The 22,666-nt window shown below is 74.8% G+C and carries 21 protein-coding genes; 17 read left to right on the plus strand and 4 right to left on the minus strand.

Going from position 1 to position 22,666, the window contains the following annotated elements; all coding sequences use genetic code 11:
* Nucleotides 1–2 precede the first annotated feature (2 nt).
* Nucleotides 3–155 carry a hypothetical protein gene (locus tag ACIGAN_RS30645; RefSeq protein ID WP_399862432.1) on the minus strand — a complete coding sequence of 51 codons (153 nt, stop codon included), beginning with the start codon at nucleotides 153–155 and terminating at the stop codon, nucleotides 3–5.
* Nucleotides 156–369: 214 nt separating this feature from the next.
* On the opposite strand from ACIGAN_RS30645, the gene ACIGAN_RS30650 reads away from it, so the two are divergent.
* The 10 genes from ACIGAN_RS30650 to ACIGAN_RS30695 all read left to right on the plus strand — a co-directional run bounded on the left by ACIGAN_RS30650 (nucleotide 370) and on the right by ACIGAN_RS30695 (nucleotide 12,240).
* The gene (locus tag ACIGAN_RS30650; protein WP_399862434.1) at nucleotides 370–1,365 is read left to right on the plus strand and encodes a DUF3068 domain-containing protein; all 996 of its coding nucleotides are present in this window, start codon (nucleotides 370–372) and stop codon (nucleotides 1,363–1,365) included.
* Nucleotides 1,366–1,580: 215 nt separating this feature from the next.
* Nucleotides 1,581–2,732, plus strand: coding sequence for a glycosyltransferase family 4 protein (locus ACIGAN_RS30655; RefSeq protein ID WP_365098895.1), 1,152 nt, complete (start codon nucleotides 1,581–1,583; stop codon nucleotides 2,730–2,732).
* Between the two features lie 8 nt (nucleotides 2,733–2,740).
* Nucleotides 2,741–3,550, plus strand: coding sequence for a class I SAM-dependent methyltransferase (locus tag ACIGAN_RS30660; protein ID WP_399862611.1), 810 nt, complete (start codon nucleotides 2,741–2,743; stop codon nucleotides 3,548–3,550).
* Nucleotides 3,547–7,719 (plus strand): alpha-(1->3)-arabinofuranosyltransferase domain-containing protein, encoded by a 4,173-nt coding sequence (locus ACIGAN_RS30665; protein WP_399862436.1) that lies wholly within the window; start codon nucleotides 3,547–3,549, stop codon nucleotides 7,717–7,719. Before ACIGAN_RS30660 ends, ACIGAN_RS30665 begins: the two co-directional genes overlap by 4 nt.
* The gene (locus ACIGAN_RS30670) at nucleotides 7,716–8,963 is read left to right on the plus strand and encodes a condensation protein (RefSeq protein WP_399862438.1); all 1,248 of its coding nucleotides are present in this window, start codon (nucleotides 7,716–7,718) and stop codon (nucleotides 8,961–8,963) included. The genes ACIGAN_RS30665 and ACIGAN_RS30670 overlap by 4 nt, the downstream gene beginning before the upstream one ends.
* Nucleotides 8,960–9,703: a class I SAM-dependent methyltransferase gene (locus ACIGAN_RS30675; protein ID WP_399862440.1), complete on the plus strand. Its 744-nt coding sequence runs from the start codon at nucleotides 8,960–8,962 to the stop codon at nucleotides 9,701–9,703. The genes ACIGAN_RS30670 and ACIGAN_RS30675 overlap by 4 nt, the downstream gene beginning before the upstream one ends.
* A gap of 3 nt (nucleotides 9,704–9,706) precedes the next feature.
* Nucleotides 9,707–10,624 carry a hypothetical protein gene (locus ACIGAN_RS30680; RefSeq protein ID WP_399862442.1) on the plus strand — a complete coding sequence of 306 codons (918 nt, stop codon included), beginning with the start codon at nucleotides 9,707–9,709 and terminating at the stop codon, nucleotides 10,622–10,624.
* Entirely contained in the window at nucleotides 10,621–10,842 is a 222-nt protein-coding gene (locus tag ACIGAN_RS30685; protein WP_365098890.1) for a Trm112 family protein, read from the plus strand. Before ACIGAN_RS30680 ends, ACIGAN_RS30685 begins: the two co-directional genes overlap by 4 nt.
* Nucleotides 10,839–11,666, plus strand: a complete 828-nt coding sequence (locus tag ACIGAN_RS30690; protein ID WP_399862444.1) for an FkbM family methyltransferase — start codon at nucleotides 10,839–10,841, stop codon at nucleotides 11,664–11,666. Before ACIGAN_RS30685 ends, ACIGAN_RS30690 begins: the two co-directional genes overlap by 4 nt.
* Nucleotides 11,632–12,240 carry a hypothetical protein gene (locus tag ACIGAN_RS30695; protein ID WP_399862446.1) on the plus strand — a complete coding sequence of 203 codons (609 nt, stop codon included), beginning with the start codon at nucleotides 11,632–11,634 and terminating at the stop codon, nucleotides 12,238–12,240. Before ACIGAN_RS30690 ends, ACIGAN_RS30695 begins: the two co-directional genes overlap by 35 nt.
* On the opposite strand, the gene ACIGAN_RS30700 is transcribed toward ACIGAN_RS30695, so the two are convergent.
* The 3 genes from ACIGAN_RS30700 to ACIGAN_RS30710 all read right to left on the minus strand — a co-directional run bounded on the left by ACIGAN_RS30700 (nucleotide 12,231) and on the right by ACIGAN_RS30710 (nucleotide 14,965).
* Nucleotides 12,231–12,974: a hypothetical protein gene (locus ACIGAN_RS30700; RefSeq protein WP_399862448.1), complete on the minus strand. Its 744-nt coding sequence runs from the start codon at nucleotides 12,972–12,974 to the stop codon at nucleotides 12,231–12,233. The two genes, ACIGAN_RS30695 and ACIGAN_RS30700, sit on opposite strands and share 10 nt — an antisense overlap.
* A 49-nt stretch (nucleotides 12,975–13,023) precedes the next feature.
* On the minus strand, nucleotides 13,024–13,860 hold the full coding sequence (locus ACIGAN_RS30705) for a hypothetical protein (protein WP_399862449.1): 837 nt from the start codon (nucleotides 13,858–13,860) through the stop codon (nucleotides 13,024–13,026).
* A 226-nt stretch (nucleotides 13,861–14,086) separates the two neighbouring features.
* Nucleotides 14,087–14,965 carry a RimK family alpha-L-glutamate ligase gene (locus ACIGAN_RS30710; protein ID WP_399862451.1) on the minus strand — a complete coding sequence of 293 codons (879 nt, stop codon included), beginning with the start codon at nucleotides 14,963–14,965 and terminating at the stop codon, nucleotides 14,087–14,089.
* Between the two features lie 163 nt (nucleotides 14,966–15,128).
* Here ACIGAN_RS30710 and ACIGAN_RS30715 point away from each other — a divergent pair, with 163 nt between their 5' ends.
* The 7 genes from ACIGAN_RS30715 (at nucleotide 15,129) to ACIGAN_RS30745 (ending at nucleotide 22,520) form a co-directional block, all read left to right on the plus strand.
* Nucleotides 15,129–16,223 (plus strand): MerR family transcriptional regulator, encoded by a 1,095-nt coding sequence (locus ACIGAN_RS30715; RefSeq protein ID WP_399862453.1) that lies wholly within the window; start codon nucleotides 15,129–15,131, stop codon nucleotides 16,221–16,223.
* A gap of 60 nt (nucleotides 16,224–16,283) precedes the next feature.
* Nucleotides 16,284–16,505 (plus strand): hypothetical protein, encoded by a 222-nt coding sequence (locus ACIGAN_RS30720; RefSeq protein WP_399862455.1) that lies wholly within the window; start codon nucleotides 16,284–16,286, stop codon nucleotides 16,503–16,505.
* A 61-nt stretch (nucleotides 16,506–16,566) separates the two neighbouring features.
* Nucleotides 16,567–18,012, plus strand: coding sequence for an acyl-CoA synthetase (locus ACIGAN_RS30725; protein WP_399862456.1), 1,446 nt, complete (start codon nucleotides 16,567–16,569; stop codon nucleotides 18,010–18,012).
* Nucleotides 18,005–19,345 (plus strand): carboxyl transferase domain-containing protein, encoded by a 1,341-nt coding sequence (locus tag ACIGAN_RS30730; RefSeq protein WP_399862458.1) that lies wholly within the window; start codon nucleotides 18,005–18,007, stop codon nucleotides 19,343–19,345. The genes ACIGAN_RS30725 and ACIGAN_RS30730 overlap by 8 nt, the downstream gene beginning before the upstream one ends.
* Before the next feature lie 80 nt (nucleotides 19,346–19,425).
* Nucleotides 19,426–19,764: a CU044_2847 family protein gene (locus tag ACIGAN_RS30735; protein WP_399862460.1), complete on the plus strand. Its 339-nt coding sequence runs from the start codon at nucleotides 19,426–19,428 to the stop codon at nucleotides 19,762–19,764.
* Nucleotides 19,761–21,446: a VMAP-C domain-containing protein gene (locus tag ACIGAN_RS30740; protein ID WP_399862462.1), complete on the plus strand. Its 1,686-nt coding sequence runs from the start codon at nucleotides 19,761–19,763 to the stop codon at nucleotides 21,444–21,446. The genes ACIGAN_RS30735 and ACIGAN_RS30740 overlap by 4 nt, the downstream gene beginning before the upstream one ends.
* 66 nt (nucleotides 21,447–21,512) lie before the next feature.
* Nucleotides 21,513–22,520: an AAA family ATPase gene (locus ACIGAN_RS30745; RefSeq protein WP_399862464.1), complete on the plus strand. Its 1,008-nt coding sequence runs from the start codon at nucleotides 21,513–21,515 to the stop codon at nucleotides 22,518–22,520.
* Nucleotides 22,521–22,666: the final 146 nt, after the last annotated feature.

Genomic DNA, 22,666 nt, shown 5'->3' on the forward strand with positions numbered 1-22,666 from the left:
CGTCAACCCCCCTGGCCGGCCTGCTCGTACGTGATCAGGGGCGTGTTCGGCTGGTCGGGTGTGGCTTCGAGCAGCGCGACCACGCCCAGCGCGGCCCCCACGGCGAGGGCGGCGGCGAGCGCTACGGTCAGCGCGGCAGCGAGCAGTCTGGACATCGCAGGGTCAGCCTCTCTGTCCGGATGCGTCCGGAGATGGTCCGGAGGTTGCCCCACCCCGGCACCCCGTCCCTGCCTGTCGCGCCCAGTCTCGACAAGCATTGACACCCCGTCAAGAGCCGCCTACGGTTCCCGGCCCAGCCGCACGCGCGCATTCCGCCGCCGTGCCGGTCCTCTCGTACGTCGAGCCGCCCCAAGCCACTGGAGTGCCCGGATGCGCCGTACAACCTCTCCCTTTTCCCTGGTCCTGCTGGGTGTCGGCACCTTCCTGCTGGTGCTGGCGCCCCTGCTCGCCTGGTACGTGCAGCCACGGGCCGCGGTCAATCCGATCGACATCGACACGACCGCCGTCTACGAGGGCCGGGGCCGCGTCTTCGACACCGACCGGATCGAGACGGTGCCCGGCCGGAAGATCACCGTCACCCAGCGGGTGCGGGGCGACGTCGAGGACAGCGAGCGCAGCGGCAACGCCGTCTGGGACGTGACGACCACGGTCGACACCGACGCGTCGCTGCCGGCCGCCGATCCGCACGACGCGCTGGACTTCACCCCGCACCGCTGGGTGATGGACCGCAGGACCACCCGGCCGGTGCACTGCTGCGGCGAGAAGCCCCACATCGAGGGCGAGGCCTACCTGAAGTTCCCCTTCGACGTGCAGAAACGGTCCTACCAGTGGTGGGACAACACCCTCGGCGACACGGTCGTGCTGCGCTACCGGGGCACCGCGAAGATTCAGGGGTACACGGGTTACCGGTTCACCGGGTCGGTGCCGCCGACCCGGACCGGTACGCGGCTGGTGCCGGGCACCCTCGTCGACCAGCCGAACCGGCCGCAGGTGCTGGCCGAGGAGTGGTACGCCAACCACGGCTTCGTGCTCGTCGTCGACCAGGCCACGGGCCGGGTGCTGTACGCGCAGACCGGGCCGAAGCGGACCCTGCGGGCGCCGGGCGGGAAGAAGGACGCGGCGGTGCTGCTGGACAGCGAGAAGGTCGCCTTCACGACCGCGACGCAGAAGGAGGCGGTCCGGCAGGCGAAGCGGGACAGCGGGCAACTCCGCCTGGTCGGGACGACGTTGCCGATCGGCGCCGGGATCACCGGCCTGGTGCTCGCAGCGGTGGGCGGCGTTCTGGTGGCCCGTGGGCGGAAGGAGCCGGAGCAGCCCACTGCATCCGATGTGCCCGGAACGCCCCGGCCGACCCTCACGATGTGATGTGACGTCAGCTCTAATAAAGCCGGAAATTGTCACGTCGGTGAGTAGCCGTGGCGAAGGTCCGGGCGAAAACTGTCCAACCCCACCCGAGCACACCCCGTCCACACTCCCCTCCCAGGAAGAGCTCAGGCCCCCCACAGGCCGACCCTCCCCGACGACCCCACCCCCACGTTCTCCCCACCGAGTTCCGCACCCCGAGACGAGTTGGAGCACCCATGCCCCAGCACGTACCGTCCACGCTGCGCACCGCGTCCCCCCACGCGTCGCAGCACTCTCCGGCGCTCCCCCCACAACCGCGCCGGATCGTCTTCCTCGCCCATCGTGATCTGGACAATCCCTCCGCCGGCGGCTCCGAGCTGCTGGTCGACAGACTCGCCGACGGGCTGACCCGGCTGGGGCACCAGGTGACCCTGCTGTGCGGCGGCCCCGCGTCCTTCCGCGACTACCGGGTCGTGTCGGCGGGCGGCCCGTACGGGCACTACCTGCGCGCCCGGTCGGCCTTCGCCCGCCAGGTCGGCGACTGCGATCTGCTGGTGGAGGTGTGCAACGGCATGCCGTACCTGGCGCCGCTGTGGCACCGGGGGCCGACCCTGTGCCTGGTCAACCATGTCCACACGGACCTGTGGACGATGCGCTTCGGCGGTCCGCTGGCCCCGGCGGCGCGGCTCGGCCGGAGACTCGAACACTGGGCGCTGACCGGCGCGCAGCAGCGCAACCTGCTGGTCGCCGTGTCGTCCTCGACCGCCCACGCGTTGCGGGCGATCGGCGTCGAGCGGGAGCGGATCCGGGTCGTGCACAACGGCGTCGAGGAGCCGGGACCGCGCGCCGAGCGCTCGCCCGAGCCGCTGTTCGTCGCCGTCGGGCGGCTCGTCGAGTACAAGCGCATCGATCTGCTGCTGCGGCTGTGGGAGCGGGTGCGGCCGGTGACCGGCGGGCGGTTGGTGATCGTCGGGGACGGGCCGGAGCGCGAGCGGCTGGAGCGGCTGGCCGGGCCCGGCGTGGAGTTCACCGGGTACGTCTCCGAAGCCGAGAAGCACCGGCTGCTGTGTGCGGCCTGGCTGCTGCTGCACCCTTCCGCGGTGGAGGGGTGGGGGCTGGTCGTGACGGAGGCGGCGGCCCGGGAGACACCGAGCGTGGCCTTCGACGTGCCCGGGCTGAAGGACTCCGTCGTCGACGGTGAGACCGGCGTCCTCGCCCGGGGTGAGTCCTCGTTCGCCGCGGCCTGGTGCGCGCTGGCGCTGTCGGCACGGCGGCGCGAGCTGATGGGCAAGGCGGCCCGGGAGCGGGCGGCGCAGTTCCGCTGGGACCGGACCGTGCGGCAGTTCCGGGTGGTGGCCGCGGAGGCGGTGCGGAGTTGGACTCCGTGACGTCGCCCATGCGGCGTGTCGGTGACGCCGTGTCGCGTGCGCGGGTGGCGTGGGGCGGGTCGCGCAGTTCCCCGCGCCCCTCGCACGCCCCGTGGAAGGACCCCTCGGTGCGACGATCCGTCGCCCTGTTCCGTGCCTTCCGCCGCGAGCAGGACGACCCCGAGGCCTGCTACACCCTGCTCGCCCGGGACGCCGTCGACCAGGTCGAGGCCTACGACGGGCCCGTCGCCGGGCGTACCGTCCTGGACGTCGGCGGGGGCGGCGGGTACTTCACCGCGGAGTTCCGGCGGCGCGGGGCGAACGCGTTCCTGTTCGAGCCGGACGTGGCCGAACTCGGCGAGGAGCCGCCCGAGGCGGCCGTCGTCGCCGACGGGTACCTGCTGCCCCTGCGGGACGGCGTCGCGGACGTGACCTTCTCCTCCAACGTGCTGGAGCACGTCGCGGACCCCGAGACGTTCCTCAGCGAGCTGGCGCGGGTGACCCGGCCCGGCGGGCTGATCTACGTGTCGTTCACCAACTGGCTGTCCCCGTGGGGCGGGCACGAGTGGGCCCCGTGGCACTACCTCGGCGCCGAGCGGGCCCGGGCCCGTTACGCCCGGCGGACCGGCAGGCCCGCCAAGCACACGCTCGGCGAGAACCTGTTCGCGGTGCACATCGGCCCCACCCTGCGGCAGGTGCGGGCCCGGGACGACGTCACGGTCGTCTCGGCGCGCTCCCGCTACTGGCCCTTCCTCGCGGAGGCCGTCGTCAAGGCGCCCGGGATCCGCGAGTTCGCCACCTGGAACCTCCTCCTCATTCTGCGGCGGTGTCCTACATGACGACCACGGTCCAGGCTCCTCCCCCGGCAGCCGTCCCCACCACCACGACCGCGTCGGGCCCGCCCGACGGTCCCCGGTCGCGGCGCTGGCTGCTGGGTTTCTGGGCCGTGGTGTTCGTGCTGTTCCTGGCGGTGCAGCCGGGGCGGCAGACGTTCGACACCAAGCTGGGGGTGACCACCGATCCGGGCCGGTTCCTCGCCGACCTGGGGCAGCTGTGGCACGACCGGGCCGGCTTCGGCGGCATCCAGGACCAGTACGCCGGCTATCTGTGGCCGATGCTGCCGTTCTACTGGGTGGCCGACCTCGTCCGGCTGCCGGTGTGGCTGGCGGAGCGGCTGTGGCTGTCGGTGATCGTGTCCGTCGCCTTCTGGGGGGCGCTGCGGCTGGCGGAGCGGCTGCGGGTCGGCAGTTCGGCGTCCCGGCTGCTGGGGGCCGTGGCGTACGCGCTGTGGCCGCTGTTCACGACCGTCGTCGGCTCCACGTCGGCCGCCGCGCTGCCCGGCGCGTTCCTGCCGTGGGTGCTGCTGCCGCTGGCCGACGAGCGGTACGCGGCCCGGGTCGCCGCTCTGCGTTCGGCGCTGCTCGTGCCGTTCATGGGCGGGGTGAACGCCTCGGCGACACTGGCGTCCCTGCTGCCGGTGGGGCTGTATCTGCTGTCCCGGCCGCCGGGGCCGCGGATGCGGAAGCTGATCGCCTGGTGGGCCCCCGCGGTGATCGTGGTGACGGCCTGGTGGTGGGTGCCGCTGCTGCTGCTCGGCGTCTACGGGGAGAACTTCCTCCCCTATATAGAGACCGCGCGGACGACGACGGACACCATGTCGGCGACCGAGGCGCTGCGCGGGGCCGGGAACTGGGTGGCCTATCTGCACTTCGGTGAGGCCTGGCTGCCGGCCGGCTGGACCGTGGCCTCGTCCGTGGTGGTGATCGTGTGCTCGGCGCTGGCGGCCGGGCTGGGGCTGGCCGGGCTCGCCCGGCGCGACATGCCCGAGCGGCGGTGGCTGGTGCTGACGGTGCTGGTGACCGCGCTGGTGCTGCTCGCCGGGTACGGCGGGGCGTTCGGGGCGCCGTTCCACGACGTGGTGCAGGGCTGGCTGGACGGGTGGCTGTCGCCGTTCCGCAACATCTACAAGTTCCAGACGGGCCTGGCGCTCGCGCTCGTGCTGGGTCTGGCCCATCTGGTGGGAGTGGCCGCCGAGCGGCGCGGGGCCCGGCCGGTGCGCGGCCGGCGCTTCGCGCCGCTCGTCGCGGCCGTGCTGGTCCTGCCCGGGCTGCTGTGGCCGTACCTCAACGGCTCGATCCTGAACCCCGGTTCGTTCCAGAAGCTGCCCGCCTACTGGCAGGCCACGGCCGACTGGCTGGAGAAGTACTCGCCGGATTCGCGCGCGCTGGTCGTCCCGGCCACCGCGCACGGCGTCTACACCTGGGGCTCCCCCATCGACCAGCCGCTCGACGTGCTCGCCGAGTCGCGCTGGGCGCAGCGCGACTACGTCCCGTTCGGCACGCCCGGCAACCGGCGCGCGATGGACGCGGTCGAGCAGGCGCTGCTGTCCGGGGCCGAAGTGCCGGGTCTGGCCGACTACTTGAGCCGGGCCGGGCTGTACTACGTCGTGGTGCGCAACGACCTCGACCCCGACCAGATCGGCGCCGTGCCGACCGCGACCGTCAAGCGCACCCTGGAGCAGTCGGGGTACGAGCGGGTCACGGGGCTCGGCCCGGTGATGACCGGCGGCCGGATCGCCGAGGACACTCCGCTCCAGGTCGAGGGGCTCTACCCGCGGCAGCGGGCGGTGGAGATCTACCGTCCGGCGGGCGGGGACGTCGTCCGCCCCGGGCAGGCCCGGCTCACCCCGGTCGCGGACACGGCCGTGGTGTCCGGCGGGCCCGAGGCGCTGCTGCCGCTGGCGTCCGAGCTGCGCGGCCGGGCCACCGTCCTGACCGGGGACGACCACCCGGGGCTCGGCACCCCGGCCGTGCAGGTGGTGGGCGACGGGCTGCGCCGGGCCGACACCCGGTTCGGACTGGTCAACGCGGGCACCTCGTACACGTACACGCGCGACGAGCGCAACGCGTCCGGCGCGCAGCAGGACCCGGGCGAGAAGCCGCGCCAGATCCTGCCGACCGAGGGCGTGGAGCACCAGACGGTGGCCGAACTGCGCGGCGCGTCCTCGGTGTCGGCGTCCTCGTACGGCAGCTGGCTGTTCCACCTGCCGCAGTACGACCCGGTGAACGCCTTCGACGGCGACCCGGACACCGCGTGGGCGGAGGGCGCGCCGGACACGCCGGACGGGCAGTGGCTGCGCATCGGCTTCACCGGCCCCTACGCCATGCCGTCCTCCTTCCAGGTCACGCCGCTGCCGCAGGACGGCGTGCGGGCGGCGGCGACCAGGGTGCGGGTGGAGACCGAGAAGGGCGAGCGGACGAGCTTCCTCCAGCCGAACGGTAAGACGCAGCGGATCAAGGCGCCCGAGGGCGCGACCCGCTGGATGAAGCTGACCATCGTGGACTCGGTGGAGCGCCGGGCCGGTCTCACGGGCGCGGGCTTCTCCGCGATCGACCTGCCGGACGTCCGGGTGACCCGGCTGCTGCGGCTGCCGTCGGACGCGGACGAGGCCGGCGCGGCCGCCACCGTCGTCTCCCTGCACCGCGCCTCCGACCCGACGGGGCTGTCCCCGACCGGCACCGAGGCGGGCCTGCACCGCCGCTTCACCACCCCGGCCGCGGGAACGTACGAGGTGAAGGCGAGCGCGGTGCCGGTGCCGGGCGCGGCACTCGACGAGCTGCTGTACGAGGTGGCGCCCGAGCAGCGGGCCCGGATCGTCGCCACCGCCGACTCCACGGCGCGGCTCGGCGCGGGCATCGGGGCACGCAACCTCACCGACGGAGACCTGACGACGGCCTGGATCGCGGGCGACCGGCCGACGATCCATCTGCGCTGGGAGGGCAAGCAGCCGGTCGGCGAGCTGGTCCTGGCCCCGGCCGGGGGCCTGTCCACGCGCGCCTCCGAGGTGCACATCAGCTCCCCGGACGGCGCGGCCGTCGCCGGCGTCGACGAGAACGGCTGGGTGCGCTTCCCGCCGATCACCACCGACCGGCTGGACATCACGGTCACCGAGACGGCCCGGCTGACCCTGCACAACCCGGTCGCCGACGAGGACCTGCGCCTGCCGGTGGGGCTCACCGAGGCCTACCTCCCCTCCCTCGACCAGTACCGCACCCCGCAGCCGGACGGCACCCGCGCCTTCTCCCTGCCGTGCGGCAAGGGCCCGGACGTGGCGCTGGACGGCGAGCTGTACCAGTCGAGCGTCAAGGGCACCGTGCGCGACCTGGTGGAGCGGCGGGGCGTGGCGGTGACGCTCTGCCAGGAGGGCCGGGGCGACACCGAGGTGCGGCTGCCGGCGGGCGAGCACCGGCTGGAGGGCGGCGACGCGGGCCCGCTGGCGCTCACGGACGTGACCCTGACGCGCGGGACGGTGCCCGAGGCCGCCGCGGCCGGGCGCGAGCTGCGGGTCCGGGACTGGCTGGGCGACCGGCGCGAGCTGACGGTCGGCTCCGGGGCGGCCTCGTACCTGACGACGTACGAGAACGCCAACGACGGCTGGCGGGCCACGCTGGACGGCAAGGAGCTGACCCCCGTCCGGCTGGACGGCTGGCAGCAGGGCTGGCGGATCCCGGCCGGGGCGGGCGGCAAGGTGAAGCTGTCGTACGAACCGGCCACCACCTACGACATCGGGCTGATCGGCAGCGGTGTCGGCATCGCGGCCCTGCTGGGCCTGGCGGTGTGGCGCCGCCGCGCGCCCAACGCGGACGCGCCGCAGCCCGCCCCACCGCTGCCCGGCCCGTGGCTCGGCGCGGTGGCGCTGACCCTGGTCGGGGTGGTGATCGCCGGGTGGCCGGCGCTGCTGGTCCCGGCGCTGGCGCTGCTCGCCGCGCGGCGGCAGGCGCTGCTGGTGCCGCTGGCGTTCGCCGCCCTGGCCGGGGCGGGGATCGCCGCGGCCGTCGGGGCCGGGGAGCCGGTGGGCGCGGGAGCGGGCGCGTTCGGGCACGTGGCCCAACTGCTGTCGCTGATCGGCCTGTTCGCGGGGCTGGTGAGCCTGCGCGAGCGACCGCGGTCACAGGCGCCGACACGGCCGTTGCCGAGGACGGACCCCGGGGAGGGCAAGGCCGTATGACCGCACCGGTCCGCATCCCGTTCCCCGTGGTGGACGAGGTCTCCCGGCACTGCCTGCAGGAGGCGGAGCCGGAGACGGTCCACATCGAGGTCCACCTGCCGGGCCCCCTCGACCACGCCCGGCTGCGCAAGGCGTTCGTGGAGGCGCTGCACCGGCATCCGCGCGTCCTCATGCGGGAGGCGCCGGGGCCGTGGTACCGGCGGCGCTACGAGTGGGAGCTGACGCGCGAGCCGGACGTGGAGGTGGTGAGGTTCGCGCCGCCGGGTCCCCGCGCCCTCCAGGACGCCAGGGCCCGGGCCCTGGCGCAGGCCCCGCCGCTGGCGCAGTCCCCGCCGATCCGCCTGGAGGTGGTGGACTCGGTCCTGGTCCTCACCATCAACCACACCGCCCTGGACGGCCCGGCCTGCCTGCGGGTCCTGGCCACGGCCGCGGAGCTCTACGGCGGCCGGGACAACTCCCCCGCGGCGCCCCCGGTGCGTCCCGCCGAGGCGCACCGCGAACCCCCGGACACCCCGGCCACCTGGGCGCCGCCCGCCCGGGTCGCGCCGGGCACCCCCGAGCCGTCGCCCGGCAACGGCCTGCTGGTCACCGAGCTGTCCCTGCCGCACCGCCCCCAGGGCGCCCCGTACACCGTCAACGACCAGCTCATGGTCGCCACGGCGCTGACCATCGCCCACTGGAACCGGGAGCACGGCGCCCGGCCCCGCCCTCTGCGCATCACCATGCCCGTGGACGACCGGCCCCGGGACGCCTCGATGCCCATCGGCAACGGCACGCGCCTGGTGGAGGTCCCCTTCGCGCCGCGGGAACTGCGCGATCCGCAGCTGCCGGACCTGCTGCGCCGCACCGCGGAACGCACCCGGGCGCTGAAGTCCCTGCCCCGCCCCCAGCTCGGCCACGGCGCCGCCCTGCTCACCGCCCCGTGGGCGCCGGTCGCCGCCCGGGCCGCCCTCACCCGCGCCCTGCGCCGGGCCGCGGCGCCCTGGACGTCGACGACCCTGCTGAGCAACATCGGCCGCATCCCCTACCCGCTGGACTTCGGCGAGGAGGCGGGCCGCGCGCACGCGGTGTGGTTCTCCGCCCCGGCGCGGATGCCGCGCGGCCTGACCGTGACGACCGCGTCCACGGCCGGGCGCCTGCACCTCGCCCTGCGCTGGTCCCGCGCCCTGCTCGGCGACGGCGACGGCGCTCACCTGCGCGACCTGTTCGAGCACCATCTGCACACCACGGAGGCCACGTCATGACGGCCGTACCGGCCACCGCGCCCCGCCCGAAGGACCTCCGGGACTTCTACGAGAACCCGGCGGTCCCCGTCGCCTCCGGCACCCCGCGCAGCCTGCGCCAGGCCCGCACGCTGGCCCGCGCGCTCGGACCGGCCGCCGGCCGCCCGGCGACCGTCCTGGACATCGGCTGCGGCGACGGCACCGCCGCGGCCACCGCCGCGCCCCTGCTGCCCGGTCACCGCCTCGTCGGCGTCGACTGGTCCCAGGACGCGCTGCGCCGTGCCCGCACCCGCGTCCCGTACGCGGTCCGCGGCGAACTCACCGGCGGCGGGCTGCCGTTCGCGTCCGGCTCGGCGGACGCCGTGCTGTTCAGCGAGGTGATCGAGCACCTCGTCGACCCGGACGCGGCGCTGGACGAGATCCACCGCGTGCTGCGCCCCGGCGGCCATCTGATGCTGTCCACACCGAACCTGGCCGCCTGGTACAACCGGGCCCTGCTGCTCGCGGGCGTGCAGCCGGTCTTCTCCGAGGTCAGCCTGCGGGGCATCCACGGCCGCCCGGGCAAGGAGGTCGTGGGGCACCTGCGGCTGTACACGCCGCGCGCCCTGCGGGAGTTCGTCGCCGCGTCCGGGTTCACGGTGGTGCGGCTCGAAGGCGCTCCCTTCCACGGCGTGCCGCGCCCGCTGCGGCCGCTGGACCGGCTGGCCTGCGCCCGGCCGCAGCTCGCGTCGATCCTGCTGCTGCACGCCCGCAGGACGTGACCCATGTGGTGGGGAGTGGCCGCGGCCCTGCTGGCGAACACCCTGTACAGCCTGGGTTTCGTACTGGAGAAGCGGGCGCTCGCCTCGCTCCCGGAGGTGAGCGTCCGGCAGCCGGCCCGGCTGCTGCGCCTGGTCCTCGGCAGCCCGCTGTGGATCGGCGGCTCCCTCGCCCTCGCCGCCGGTTTCGGCGCCCAGCTCGTCGTCTACCGCACCCTGCCGATCGCCGCCGCGCAGGGCATCTTCGTCTCCGGCCTGGTCCTGCTCGTGCTGCTGTCGGCGCGGCTGCTCGGCGAGGAGACGACCGGCCGGGAAAGGTACGCGCTCGGTGGGATCCTGCTGGCGCTGCTGATGGTCGTGCTGTCGCTGCGCGAGGGCACCGACAGCGTCGGCCGGGACGCGCCCTACCCGCTGGTCCTGGCGGTGTGCGTGCCGTCGCTGGCGGCCGGGGTGTGGCTGTACGGCTCCGCCGAGCGGCGCGCCCGCAACCGGCACCGGCGCCCGACGACCGGTGTCGAGTACGGCGTGGCGGTGGGCCTGCTGTACGGCGTCAGCTCCCTGGCCATCAAGGGCGTCTCCGGCCATCTGACGACCGACGGGATCGGCGGGGCGGCCCTGGGCCTGCTCGGCTCCCCGTATCCGTATCTGCTGCTGTTCACCGGTGTGTTCGGCCTGGTGATGTCGCAGGCGGCGCTGCAGCGCTGCCGCGCCTCGCTGATCGTGCCGGTGTGCACGACCGTGACCAGTCTGTTCACGGCGGTGCTCGGCACGCTGTCGTTCGGCGAGGCCCTGCCGCACGAGCCGCTGCGGCTCGCGCTGCGGGTGGCGGGCACGGCCCTCGCGGTGGCCGTGCTGCTGACCATGCCCAAGCACGACTCCGCTCCCCAACCCACCGCATCCGCCGAGGAGTTGGCATCCCCATGAAGCCCGACGACCCGCTGCTGAGGATCCTGGCGTGCCCGCTCGACAAGGGCCCGCTGCATCTGCTGCCCGAGGAGGCCGGGCACGAGGAGGCGCTGTACAACCCGCGCCTGCACCGCCGTTACCCGATCGTCGACGGCATCCCGCAGCTGCTGCCGTCCTCGGGCGAGCAGGTCACGGACGACGAGCACGAGGAACTCCGCACGAGGATGGCACCGTGACCAGCCTGGCCGCCCGTCTCGCCCCCTTCCTGCCCACCCGGCTGGTGGCCGCCACGGCCCGGGCGCTGTACCCCCGCTTCGAGCCGGAGCTGGCCCGGCTCGCCGAGCTGTGCCCGGCGGACTGCGGGACGGCGGTGGACGTCGGCGGCTGGTACGGGCCCTGGACGCACCGGCTGGCCGGCCGCGCCGAGCACGTCGTGACCATCGAGCCGGTGCCCCATCTGGCCCGGCTGCTGGCGGCCGCCGCCCCGCCGAACGTCCGGGTGGTGCGCGCGGCCGCCTCGGACCGCCCGGGCATCGCCCGTCTGTGGCTGCCGCCGGACGACCCGGGCGACCGGGGCGTCTCCTCGCTGGTGCGGCGCGACATCCACGGCCGGGCGCTGGACGTGTCCTGCGTCACCCTGGACGAGCTGGGGCTGCGCAACGTGGGCTTCATCAAGATCGACGTGGACGGCAACGAGCCGGCGGTGCTGCGCGGCGCGACCGGGCTGCTGGCCCGCGACCGGCCCGCCCTCTTCGTCGAGCTGGAGTCCCGCATCCAGCCGATCGCGCCGGTGGTGACCTATCTGACCCTGCTGGGTTACGAGGGCTGGGTGCTGCCCGGGGACACCTGGGTGCCGCTGGCGAGGTTCCCGCTGGAGGACCACCAGGCCCGGGCCTCCTACGTCGTCTCCCACGGCCTGCTGCGCCGTGTCCTGCCCTCCCCGCTCCTGCGGGGCCCGCGCTACGTCAACTCGGTGCTGTTCCTGCCCGACGGCCGCCGCCCCGACACCGCTCCGGTGGGCGACGATGGGTCCCATGCCCTCCGGAAAGCACCCCGCTAGCCCCTTCGGTCCGCTGGACTTCCAGCTGGTGCTGCTGCGCCGCATGGCCGACCACAACCCCGGCCTGGTCGAGGACGCCCGGCACGAGCTGGGCGTGTCGATCGCCGCCATGCGGGAGGCCAACAAGCGCTGGCAGGCGATGGTCCGCTCCCCGCGCTCGCGCGCGCCGCTGTCCCGGTACCGCTCCGTCCTGGGCGCACCGGAGTCCCGCGCGCCCCGCCGGATCGGCGACCTGGACTGCGAGGCCTGGCTGTGGCCGCTGCCCCTCTGGCCCGACCTGCGCTTCGAGGTGCTGACCGCCCCGAACGGCGCGGTGTGGAACGAGTGGCTGGTGCGCGCCCCGGGCGTGCCGGGTCCGCAGCTGCGCACCCTGGACGATCTCACCCCCTGGTCCTGCACGGTCGACGAGGCGGCCCGCGCCTTCGCCCCGGCCCGTCCGCTGGAGGGCACGGCACCGACCCGGTGGGGACTGGCCTTCACCGCGCCGGACGCCCGGGGCGTGCGGCGGGAGGCCGTCGCCGAGTTCACCTGGGGCCTGGTGCAGCGGGTGGCCGTCACCGGCGCTCAGGCCTGAGGCACGCCGGTCCGGTCCAGGGCGGGCAGGAACTGGTCGTAGAAGGCGGTCTTGAGCCGCAGGGCCCGTTCCTCGGTCTCCCGGAAGGCGTCGGTCGAGCCGTGCCGGGCGAGGAGTTCGCTGATGCGGGTGGCCAGCCGGTCGGAGTGGGTGGCCGACAGCAGGGAGACGGCGGTGAGGGGGTGGGCCTTGGCGTCGTGGACGTAGTGCGGGTAGTAGAAGCGGGAGCGGTTGCGGCCGTCGGCGGCGAGCACGGGTGCCATGCGCTGCCACAGGTGCTCGTACTCGACGGAGACCAAAACCTCGCCCCAGAACCGCAGGAAGGTCAGCAGCCGCAGGTCGGCGTCGGCGTGGCCGCCCGCCTCGGAGATCAGCGCGAACGCCTCGTCGATGGCGTGCCGGGTGGCCTCCGTGGGCCGGGAGGCGACCAGGTCGGCGCGGGGGATGCCCAGCTGGAGCAGGTCCTCCTTCATGTCCTCCCGGTGCGAACGGGTGTGGCCGCGGCCGTCCGGGTACTCCTCGCGCAGGATGGCCCGGGCGATCCGCAGGCCGGCCTCGTCGGACAGCAGGTCGATGGCCAGGTCGTACGAGGGGGTGAAGGCCAGGGACACGAAGCGCCGCTGGAGCAGCAGCGCGGCGAAGTCGGCGTCGGCGAGGCGCGCGGTGTCCGCCAGCACCGGGTGCCCGCGGAACCGGTCGATCAGCGCGTCCTCGAAGGCGTCCAGGTCTGTCATGTGCGTACCCCTTCCCGGGTCACTGGTGGGTGTCTCACTGGTGGGTGTCTCACTGGTTGGTGTCCACCGACCTGCGCCAGTCGTCCAGGTCCACGTCGCGGCCGATGCTCCACAGCGTGTCCAGTTCCTGCTGGATCTCCCGGCCCATCACGGTGCCGCCGCCCTCGATCTCCAGCTGGGTGGAGTCGATGGCGAGCCGGCCGTGCAGGAAGGAGCTGACCAGGTAGTGCTCGTCGGCCTTGTAGACGGCGATGGACGGCAGGGCCTGGTAGACGCGCACCTGCAGGCGTGAGCGGTCGTCGGCGCGCACGCTCTGGAAGAGGGAGGCGAAGGTCGACAGGCAGCGGGCGACGCCCGCCTGGACGTCCTCCTCCAGGGCCGGGTCGCGCAGACCGCGCAGGGCCTCGTTGCGCAGGTCGGCGACCGGTGAGGACGGGTGCAGCAGCAGGATCCGCACCCGGACCCGGCGGTCGACGATGGCCTGTTTGAGCGCGGACTCGAACCGGTGCACGTTCGGGATCCACGTCTGCAGGATGGTCACCTCGCGTCCGGCGCCGTTGAGGTAACCCTCGAAGGCCTCCTCGGGGAAGCGCCGGTGCACGCGCACCACACCGCCGTAGTGGTCGTGCCGCAGGTCGCGGGCGAGGGCGTCGATGTCCAGCTTGGACAGCTGGGTGTTGATGTTGTCGAGCGCCTTCAGCCGGTCGATCTCGAAGAGCAGGAACAGCGTGACGGTGCTGAGGGTCAGCAGCGTGAGCTTGGGGACGGTGTCGGCCGCCAGTCCGTCGAGCAGGTCCACCTGGTCGGCGAGGGTCACGGCGATGCCGACGGTGGCGGTCAGGCCCAGGACGACGCGCTCGGCCCAGTAGCGGAAACTGCTCCCCATGCCCACTCCAGCGTGCGGCTCGACGGCGTGCGGCTCGACGGCGTCGGCGAAGACCGTACATCGTGACTTTGCGTCAAGTGACCGAAATCGGCCAGGAGTTCGCCCGGATACGTGAGACTGCCCGCGTTCCGGCACGGTGCTCCGCGCGGGTCGCCCACCCGGCACGGAACACCAGCCACGGCCACGGCCACAGCCACACGCGGGACGGACGTCCCCCTCGTGGTGCTCAGCCGGCGGCGGCCAGTACCGCCCGCACGACCCGCGGCACGGAGTCCGGGTGCACGTCCAGGAACAGGTTCGGCTCGATCAGCTCCAGCTCCATCACCACGGGCCGCCCGTCCGGCCCGGTGACGAGGTCCACGCGCGCGTACAGCAGCTCCGGATCGCCGGGCACGGCCGCCAGCGCCCGCTCGGCGACGTCCAGTTCCGCGGCGGTCGGCTCCCAGCGCCGCACGTCGGGATGGGCGACCTTGTCCGCGTCGTACGGCGTGCCCGGGGTGAGGACGGCGCCCTTGACGCCGGCGTGCAGCAGTCGGCCGCCGAAGAACTGCAGGGCCCTCTCGCCGTGCGTGTCGATGGCGGTCAGATACGGCTGCACCATCGCGGTGAACCCCTCGGCGTGCATCCGCCGCACCTGCCGCACGGCGGCGTCCCGTTCCCCGGCCGGGTGGCGGGCGGCGTACCGGGCCCCGGCGCCGGAGGTGGGCTTGACCACGTACTCCTCGTCGGCGGGCAGCTCCACGGGGTCGCCTGGCGCGAGGTAGCGCGTGGGCACCACGGGCACGCCCGCCCGCGCCAGCTCCCCGAGGTAGCGCTTGTCGGCGTTCCAGCGCACCACCTCGACCGGGTTGGCGAGCCGGGTCGCCCGCGCACAGCGCTCCGCCCAGGCCGTGAACTCGGCGGCACGCCAGCTGTAGTCCCAGGTGGAGCGGATCAGGGCGAGGTCGAAGGCCGCCCAGTCGACGCGGGGGTCGTCCCAGCAGACGACGACGGCGTCGGCCCCGGCGTCGCGCAACGCACCGGCCAGCACGGGCAGATCCCGGTCCTTGTGCACCTCGTCCCCGGGGTCGTAGGTGACGAGCGCGATACGCGGGACGCCGACCACGCCGACTCCTTCCTCGTGCGAACCATCGCTCCAGGTCTTCCGCCGAGGCTAACAACCACCTCACGGAACCGGCAGGCCGCGTTTGACCTTCACCTTCGGTGAAGCCACAGCATCGGTGGCGGAACGGACGAGCGCGAGGAGCGCGACAGTCGCGGGAGGCCGCATGGGCATGCTGACGATCGGCGCGTTCGCCAAGGCGTGCCGGCTCTCACCGAAGGCACTGCGCCTGTACGACCAGCTGGACCTGCTGCGGCCCGCCCGGGTCGACCCGGACACCGGATACCGGTACTACGCGACGGCCCAGCTGGAACAGGCCCGGCTCGTGGTGTGGCTGCGGCGGCTGGGCATGCCGCTGGCCGAGATCCGCCGGGTGTGTCTGCTGCACGACCGCGACACCACGTCCGCCGCCCGGGAGATCCGCGCCCACTGGGCGCGGGTGGAGGCGGAGACGGCGGTACGGCGGGACCTCGCCGCGTTCCTGATCGCCCATCTGGAATCGGACCCGGACGGGTCCGGAGAGGACACCGCCATGCTGGAACTGCGTTACTGCGCCCACTCGGACACCGGCCGGGTCCGCGCCGCCAACCAGGACGCCGCCTACGCGGGTGCGCGGCTGCTCGCCGTGGCCGACGGCTTCGGACCGGCGGGGGCGCCCGCGAGCAGCGCCGCCGTGGAAGCCTTGCGGTTCCTGGACACGGAGGAGATCCCGGCCGGCGGGGTCCTCACCCTCCTGGAGGACGCGGTGCGGGGCGCCGAGCAAGCCGTCCGGGACGCGGCCGGGGGCTCCGACGACGTCGGCACGACCCTGACCGCGCTGCTGTGGACCGGCTCGCGCCTGGCGCTGGTGCACCTCGGTGACTCCCGGGCGTACGTGCTGCGCCAGGGCGGGCTGTTCCGCATCACGCACGACCACACCGTGGTCCAGTCGATGATCGACGAGGGCCGCCTGACCGCCGAGGAGGCCGTGTCCCACCCCCAGCGCGCCCTGCTCCTGAAGGCCCTCACCGGTGCCGAGCCCTCCGCCGAGCCGGACCTCCGGCTCCACGACGCCCACCCCGGTGACCGCTACCTGCTGTGCTCCGACGGTCTGTCGAGCGTGCTCCCCGAGGACCGCGTCCGGGATCTGCTCGTATCGTCCGGATCGCCGCAGCGGACGGTTCGCGCCCTGGTCGGGGCGGCGAACGAGGCCGGCGGTCCGGACAACGTCAGCTGCGTGGTGGCGGACGTGGTGGCGGCCGGGGACCGGGCAGGCGTCTAGGAATCGTCCGGCTACCAGGACAGCGGGCGCGCCTCAGCGACCGTGCGCAGACGCCGGCGCATGGCCGCGGCGGCCGCCTTCCGGGACCGCGCCGCGGCCTTCGCGTCGCGGACGGCCCGATCGTCGGATCCGCCGACTTCGTCGCGGGGCCCGACCGCCATCGCCCTCGCCGACGTCGACCGGGCGCGTTTCTTCCGGCGGCTGGTGGTGTACGGAGGGATCGTGGTGGCCGTCGTGCCGGCGGTCGCCCGGACGGTGATGGTCGGGCCCCGCTGGGGGTGACCCTCACCGGCCGGGCAACCGGCCGCCGGCAACCGGCGCAACAGCTAAGGAGATGTGACGCGTGACCTCTCTCTTCCCGGCCCTGACCGCGCACCCGGCCGACCGGCCCGCCCTCCGGTTCGGCGAGCGCTCCCTGACCTACGCGCAGCTCGCCGCCGCGGCCGGAGCGCTCGCGGGCCGCTTCGGCGGGACCGCGCGGGTCGCCGTGTGGGCGACGCCCACGCTGGAGACGGCCGTCGCGGTCGTCGCCGCGCTGCTGGCCGGTGTGCCCGCCGTGCCGCTCAACCCCAAGTCGGGCGAGAAGGAGCTGGGCCACATCCTGGCCGACAGCGCGCCCGGCCTGGTGCTCGCGGCCCCGGACGCCGAGCTGCCCGCGCCCCTGGCCGGCCTCGCCCGGGCCGACGTCGACGTGCACGGCACCGGCCCCGTCCCCGAGGACCGCGGCGAGCCGGAGGACCCGGCCCTGATCGTCTACACCTCCGGCACCACCGGCCCGCCCAAGGGCGCCGTCATCCCGCGCCGGGCGATCGCCGCCACCCTGGACGCCCTGGCCGACGCCTGGCAGTGGAGCGGCGACGACGTCCTCGTGCACGGCCTGCCGCTGTTCCACGTCCACGGCCTGGTGCTCGGCGTCCTCGGCCCGCTGCGCCGCGGCGGATCGGTGCGGCACCTGGGCCGGTTCAGCACCCGGGGCGTCGCCCGTGAGCTGAACTCCGGCGCGACCATGCTGTTCGGCGTGCCGACGATGTACCACCGGATCGCCGAGGCCGTGACGGGCGAGCCGGACCTGGTGAAGGCGCTGACCGGGGCGCGGCTGCTGGTCTCCGGCTCCGCCGCGCTGCCCGTGCACGACCACGGGCGGATCGCCACGGCGACCGGGCGGCGGGTCGTCGAGCGGTACGGGATGACGGAGACGCTGATGAACACCAGCGTCCGCGCCGACGGCGAGGCCCGCCCGGGCACGGTCGGCGTGCCGCTGCCGGGCGTGGAGCTGCGGCTGGTCGAGGACGACGGCTCGGAGATCACCGCGTACGACGGGGAGACGGTGGGCGAGATCCAGGTGCGCGGCCCGAACCTGTTCACCGAGTACCTCAACCGGCCGGACGCCACCGCCGCCGCGTTCACGGCCGACGGCTTCTTCCGCACCGGCGACATGGCGGTGCGCGACCCCGACGGCTACGTCCGGATCGTGGGCCGCAAGGCCACCGACCTGATCAAGAGCGGCGGTTACAAAATCGGGGCCGGTGAGATCGAGAACGCGCTGCTGGAACACCCGGAGGTGCGGGAGGCCGCCGTCACCGGGGAACCGGACCCCGACCTCGGCGAGCGGATCGTGGCGTGGATCGTGCCGGACGATCCCGAGGCGCCCCCGGGGCTGGCCGAGCTGGCCGACCACGTGGCCCGGCGCCTGGCCCCGCACAAGCGGCCCCGGGTGGTCCACCACCTCGGCGCCCTGCCCCGCAACGACATGGGGAAGATCATGAAGCGGGCGCTGCCCCGTGGCTGAGCGCCTCTCCGCCCGTGCGGTGGTCACCGCCCTCGCCGACGAGGCGACCTTCGACGAACTGCCCGCTCCGGTGCGCAGGTCGCCGCCCGACGGCCCGCTGGCCTGGCCGGGCTACGACGCCGCCCGCGCCCGGGCCGCCGCCCGCACCGGCGAGGAGGAGTCCGTGGTGTGCGGCACCGCCCGGGTCGGCGGCACCCGGGCCGTGCTGATCGCGTTCGAGTTCGGCTTCCTCGGCGGCTCCCTGGGCGAGCGCACCGGCGACCGCCTGGAGGCGGCCTACGCGTACGCCCGGGAGCGCCGCCTCCCGGTCGTGCCGCTGGTGGCCACCGGGGGCAGCCGGATGCAGGAGGGCATGCGGGCGCTGACCCAACTCCAGCGGGTGGCACGGCAGTCGGCGCTCACCCGGGAGGCCGGACTCGCCCAGGTGGCCGTTTCGCGCGACCCGACGACCGGGGGCGGCTGGGCGACGCTCGGCGCGGGCGCCGACGTGGTCCTCGCGCTGCCCGGGGCGCAGGTCGGCTTCGCCGGCTCCCGGGTGCGGCCGGCGGACGCGGACCCGGCGGCGTACACCGCCGAGGCGCAGGTCGCCGCGGGCGCGGCCGACGCGGTCGTCCCGCCGGCCGAACTGCGCGCGACGCTGGCGCGCTGGCTGCGGCTGCTGACCTGCCCGTCCACCACGCCCGCCCCGCCGCCCGAGCCGCTCGGCGCGGAAGCGGCCCTGCCCGCCACCGGCTGGGACGCCGTCCGGCGCGCCCGCTCACCGCTGCGCCCGCGCGCCGCGGCCTACCTGGACGCCTACTTCACCGACCGGGTCGCGATCAGCGGGGACCGCTGCGGCGGTACCGACCCGGACGGCATGCTGTGCGGCTTCGGCACGCACGAGGGCCGGACGGTCGCCTACGCCGCGCAGACCGGGACCGCGACCCGCCCGGCCGGCTACCGCACCGCCGCCCGGCTGATCCGGCTCGCGGACCGGCTGGGCATCCCGGTGCTGACCCTGGTGGACACCCCGGGCGCCGCCAACGACGCCGAGGCGGAACGGCAGGGCGCGGGCGCCGCGATCGCCGACCTGTTCGGCGCGGTGGCGAGCGCCCGTACGCCGCTGACGACGCTGGTGATCGGCGAGGGCGGCTCGGGGGGCGCCCTGGCCCTGGCCGCGCCCGGCAACACCTGGGCCACGCCGGACAGTTACTTCTCGGTGATCGCCCCGGAGCTCGCGGCGGCCATCCTCAAGCGGCCGCCCCGCGAGGTGGAGGCGACGGCGGACCGGTTGCGCATCCGCCCCCAGGACCTGGTGGAGCTGGGGGTGATCCGCGGAACGGTCGGACCCTGAGGCAGCGGTGGCTGCCCGGCACGTCATCAAGTACCGTCCGTCACAACAGGAACGCTCAACGCGAGGACGACGGGGGTGTCGTGGACGGTCTGGTCGAGTTCAGAACCGGCGACGGTGCGGTGGTCGCGGTCGAGGCGGCCGAGGAGCGTTCCGGCTCCCGCCTGGTCTCCCGGGGCGACGGCACGGTCCAGGCGACCCGCACCTTCGAGGGCGCCCTGGACGGCGTGCGGGCGGCGGCCGAGTCCGCGCTGCGGGTGTTCCGCGACGGGTCCCTGAAGCCGGACGGCGTGGAGATCGAGTTCGGGGTGAAACTGGCCGCCGAGACGGGCGCGTTCATCGCCAAGGGCACCGCCGAGGGCCACCTGGTGGTCAGACTCACCTGGTCCCCGGACGCCCCGGAGGCACCCACCGCCCCATGAACAGCGCCGAGTGGCACGCCCGGATCGAGTTACGGGGCCGGGTGACCGGAGCGGGTTTCCTCGTCACGCCGAGCACGGTCCTGACCTGCGCCCACGTGGTGGGCGACGGCTCGGGGCTGGCGGTGAGCTTCACCGAACTGCCCGGCACACCGCCCGTGTCCGCCCGGGTCGTCGCGCACGGCGGCTGGGGCGGCGGCGCCGCCGACCCCGGGGACCTCGCCGTGCTGGAACTGGACCGGGAGATGCGGATCGCCCCGGCCGCCCTCGCCCCGGCCGGGGCCGCCCACACCACACCCCCGCGCAAACTCGTCGTCTACGGGTACCCGGCCGGCTTCGACGAGGGCACCCTCGCCGAATACCGCATCACCGCCCCGCAGTTGATCCGGCGCGAGTGGCTCCAGCTGGAGGCCTGGCACAGCGGCGGCCAGCCCCTGGTCCCCGGGTTCAGCGGGGCCGCGGTCACGCTGGCCGACACCGGCGAGGTGATCGGGATGGTCACGGCGGCGGCCGGCGCCCGGGACGTGCGCACCGGCCGGATGATGCCCACCGCGGTCATGGCCCGCTACTGGCCCGCCCTGCAGGGCCTGGTCCCCACCTCCGACCACACCGGCGCCGACCGGGCCCGGCTGCGCGCCCTGCTGGAGAAGGCGGCCCGCGCGGGCCTCGACTGCGACCCGGCGCGGCTGTACGGCGCGGCGGCCGGCCCGTTCGACCCGCCACCGCCCGAGGAGGGGTTCGACTCCCTCTGGTCGGCGGCCCTGTTCGTGCTGTGCGAGCTGGACGGCCCGGACGCCGCACGGACCGTCGCCCGGTTCGCCGACCGGCTCGAAGCGCTGCTGCACGCCCCGGCCGTGACACCCGAAGCACCCGACTGGTCGCCGATCCTCGTCGAACTCGGCCACAGCGGAGCGGGCGACGGCCTGGTCCGCGTCGAGGTGTCCGCGTACAGCGAGGGGCGGCGCCACCCGGTCGACTCCGGCACGGTCGAGCGGCACCGGCTGCACGCGTACGTGCAGGACCGGATCGAGGCGGCGTTCCGGTACCTGACGCCCGGCGCCGACGAACTGGTCGCCTTCGCGCTGCCCCGGGACTGGCTGGACTGGCCCGTCGACCGCTGGGAGAGCGCCCCGGACGACGCCACCCCGCTCGGCTGCCGCTACCCGCTGGTCGTCACCGACCACGCCCGGCGCAAGGCCAGTACCCGGCATCTGCTGACCCGGGCCTGGAAGCGGCTCGACGCCTTCCCCGGCGCGCGGCTGCACCGGGTGGAGTGCGGCGGCCCGGAGGAGCCCGGACGGCTGCGGATGCGGCTGCGGCGGCCCGACGCCTGCCTCGCCGGGTTCGGCACCGCCCCGGCCACCGCCCGCACCCGGCCGCACTTCGACGTCTCGCTCACCGCGCCCGCCCCGGTGATCGTCTGGTCGCGGGGCGGCTGCGGCTCCGGGCAGGAGGAGTGCGCCGGGGCGGACGGCTGCACCGGCAAGACCTTCCTGGACGCGCTCGACGCGTGCGTGGCGGCCGTACCGCCCGCCGAACTCCCGCGCCACGTGCTGACGTTGCGGGAGGAGGCGCACGCGGAGGAGGACCACTGGGCGCACGGCATCCAGTTGCTGTGGGACGACCCGCGGGTCTTCACCGACCCGCACGCCGTCACCGCGCACGCGGGGTCGCCGGTGGCCTGACCCGCCCGACGCGCCCGACGCGCCCGAGGAACAGCTGCACGAAACGGAGAGCGGAGACCACCCCCCATGCCGCACTGGTCCGTCTACACCGGCGACCACGAGCCGCACGACGGCATCGACGACCTTCCGGCCCCGCCGCCCTGGCGGGCCTTCGACGGCGGGCCCGCGCTGCCGCCGCCGCACGACGGCGACGACGCGGCGGCCGTCTCCCCCGACCGGGTGCACCGGGCCAGGTCCTACGTCGCCACGCCGGAGACCGTCCGGCTGGTCAACGCGGCGCTGGTGCTGCGCCGGCCGCTGCTGGTCACGGGCCCGCCGGGGACCGGCAAGTCCTCGCTGGCCTACGCGGTCGCCCGCGAGCTGCGGCTCGGGCCGGTGCTGCGCTGGAACATCACCAGCCGCAGCACCCTCGCCGACGGCCTCTACCAGTACGACCCGCTGTCCCGGCTGTACGCGGCCCGGGAGGGGCGGGACCGGCCCGGCGGCGTCGAGGACCATCTGCGCCTGGGCCCGCTCGGCACGGCCCTGCTCCCCTACGAACGGCCGCGCGCGCTGCTCGTCGACGAGATCGACAAGAGCGACCTCGACCTGCCGAACGACCTGCTGAACGTGCTGGAGGAGGGCCAGTACGAGATCCCGGAACTGGTCCGCGCCGCACGCCACTCGGGCGGCGGGGCGGCCGAGGTCCTCGCCGACGGCACGGACGCGCCCGTCACCGTCCACCGGGGCCGGGTCCGCTGCCGGGCGTTCCCGTTCGTCGTCCTCACCAGCAACGGCGAGCGGGAGTTCCCGCCGGCCTTCCTGCGGCGCTGCGTCCGGCTGAAGCTGCGCCGCCCGGACCGCGACCAGCTCACCGACATCGTCCGCGCCCACCTCGACACCCCCGAGGACGAGGCCGACCGGCTGATCACCCGCTTCCTGGAACGCGCCTCCGGCGGCGAACTGGCCACCGACCAGCTGCTGAACGCCCTCTACCTCACCGGTGTGGCCGGCCTGGACGCGGACTCCCGCGACGACCTGGCCGAACAGCTGATGCCCTACCTCAGCGCGGCGGCGGACGGCGATGGCTTCTGACACCGACCCACCGCCCGCGCGGCCACCGCACCACGGCAGGACGCCACGACCCCCGGCCCCCTCGGCACCGGGCGCCACATCGACACCCCCGCGCACCACCGGAACGGCCCCGCCCTCGTCCCCCTCGGCGCAAGGCGACACCCCGC

The organism is Streptomyces sp. NPDC085931 (assembly GCF_044540565.1).
GTDB lineage: Bacteria > Actinomycetota > Actinomycetes > Streptomycetales > Streptomycetaceae > Streptomyces.

What these genes read in the sequence shown, in the direction of transcription:
- ACIGAN_RS30645 (WP_399862432.1), bottom strand. Translation starts at nt 155, where the DNA reads ATGTCCAGACTGCTCGCTGCCGCGCTGACCGTAGCGCTCGCCGCCGCC.
- ACIGAN_RS30650 (WP_399862434.1), top strand. Translation starts at nt 370, where the DNA reads ATGCGCCGTACAACCTCTCCCTTTTCCCTGGTCCTGCTGGGTGTCGGC.
- ACIGAN_RS30655 (WP_365098895.1), top strand. Translation starts at nt 1,581, where the DNA reads ATGCCCCAGCACGTACCGTCCACGCTGCGCACCGCGTCCCCCCACGCG.
- ACIGAN_RS30660 (WP_399862611.1), top strand. Translation starts at nt 2,741, where the DNA reads ATGCGGCGTGTCGGTGACGCCGTGTCGCGTGCGCGGGTGGCGTGGGGC.
- ACIGAN_RS30665 (WP_399862436.1), top strand. Translation starts at nt 3,547, where the DNA reads ATGACGACCACGGTCCAGGCTCCTCCCCCGGCAGCCGTCCCCACCACC.
- ACIGAN_RS30670 (WP_399862438.1), top strand. Translation starts at nt 7,716, where the DNA reads ATGACCGCACCGGTCCGCATCCCGTTCCCCGTGGTGGACGAGGTCTCC.
- ACIGAN_RS30675 (WP_399862440.1), top strand. Translation starts at nt 8,960, where the DNA reads ATGACGGCCGTACCGGCCACCGCGCCCCGCCCGAAGGACCTCCGGGAC.
- ACIGAN_RS30680 (WP_399862442.1), top strand. Translation starts at nt 9,707, where the DNA reads ATGTGGTGGGGAGTGGCCGCGGCCCTGCTGGCGAACACCCTGTACAGC.
- ACIGAN_RS30685 (WP_365098890.1), top strand. Translation starts at nt 10,621, where the DNA reads ATGAAGCCCGACGACCCGCTGCTGAGGATCCTGGCGTGCCCGCTCGAC.
- ACIGAN_RS30695 (WP_399862446.1), top strand. Translation starts at nt 11,632, where the DNA reads ATGGGTCCCATGCCCTCCGGAAAGCACCCCGCTAGCCCCTTCGGTCCG.
- ACIGAN_RS30700 (WP_399862448.1), bottom strand. Translation starts at nt 12,974, where the DNA reads ATGACAGACCTGGACGCCTTCGAGGACGCGCTGATCGACCGGTTCCGC.
- ACIGAN_RS30705 (WP_399862449.1), bottom strand. Translation starts at nt 13,860, where the DNA reads ATGGGGAGCAGTTTCCGCTACTGGGCCGAGCGCGTCGTCCTGGGCCTG.
- ACIGAN_RS30715 (WP_399862453.1), top strand. Translation starts at nt 15,129, where the DNA reads ATGGGCATGCTGACGATCGGCGCGTTCGCCAAGGCGTGCCGGCTCTCA.
- ACIGAN_RS30720 (WP_399862455.1), top strand. Translation starts at nt 16,284, where the DNA reads ATGGCCGCGGCGGCCGCCTTCCGGGACCGCGCCGCGGCCTTCGCGTCG.
- ACIGAN_RS30740 (WP_399862462.1), top strand. Translation starts at nt 19,761, where the DNA reads ATGAACAGCGCCGAGTGGCACGCCCGGATCGAGTTACGGGGCCGGGTG.
- ACIGAN_RS30745 (WP_399862464.1), top strand. Translation starts at nt 21,513, where the DNA reads ATGCCGCACTGGTCCGTCTACACCGGCGACCACGAGCCGCACGACGGC.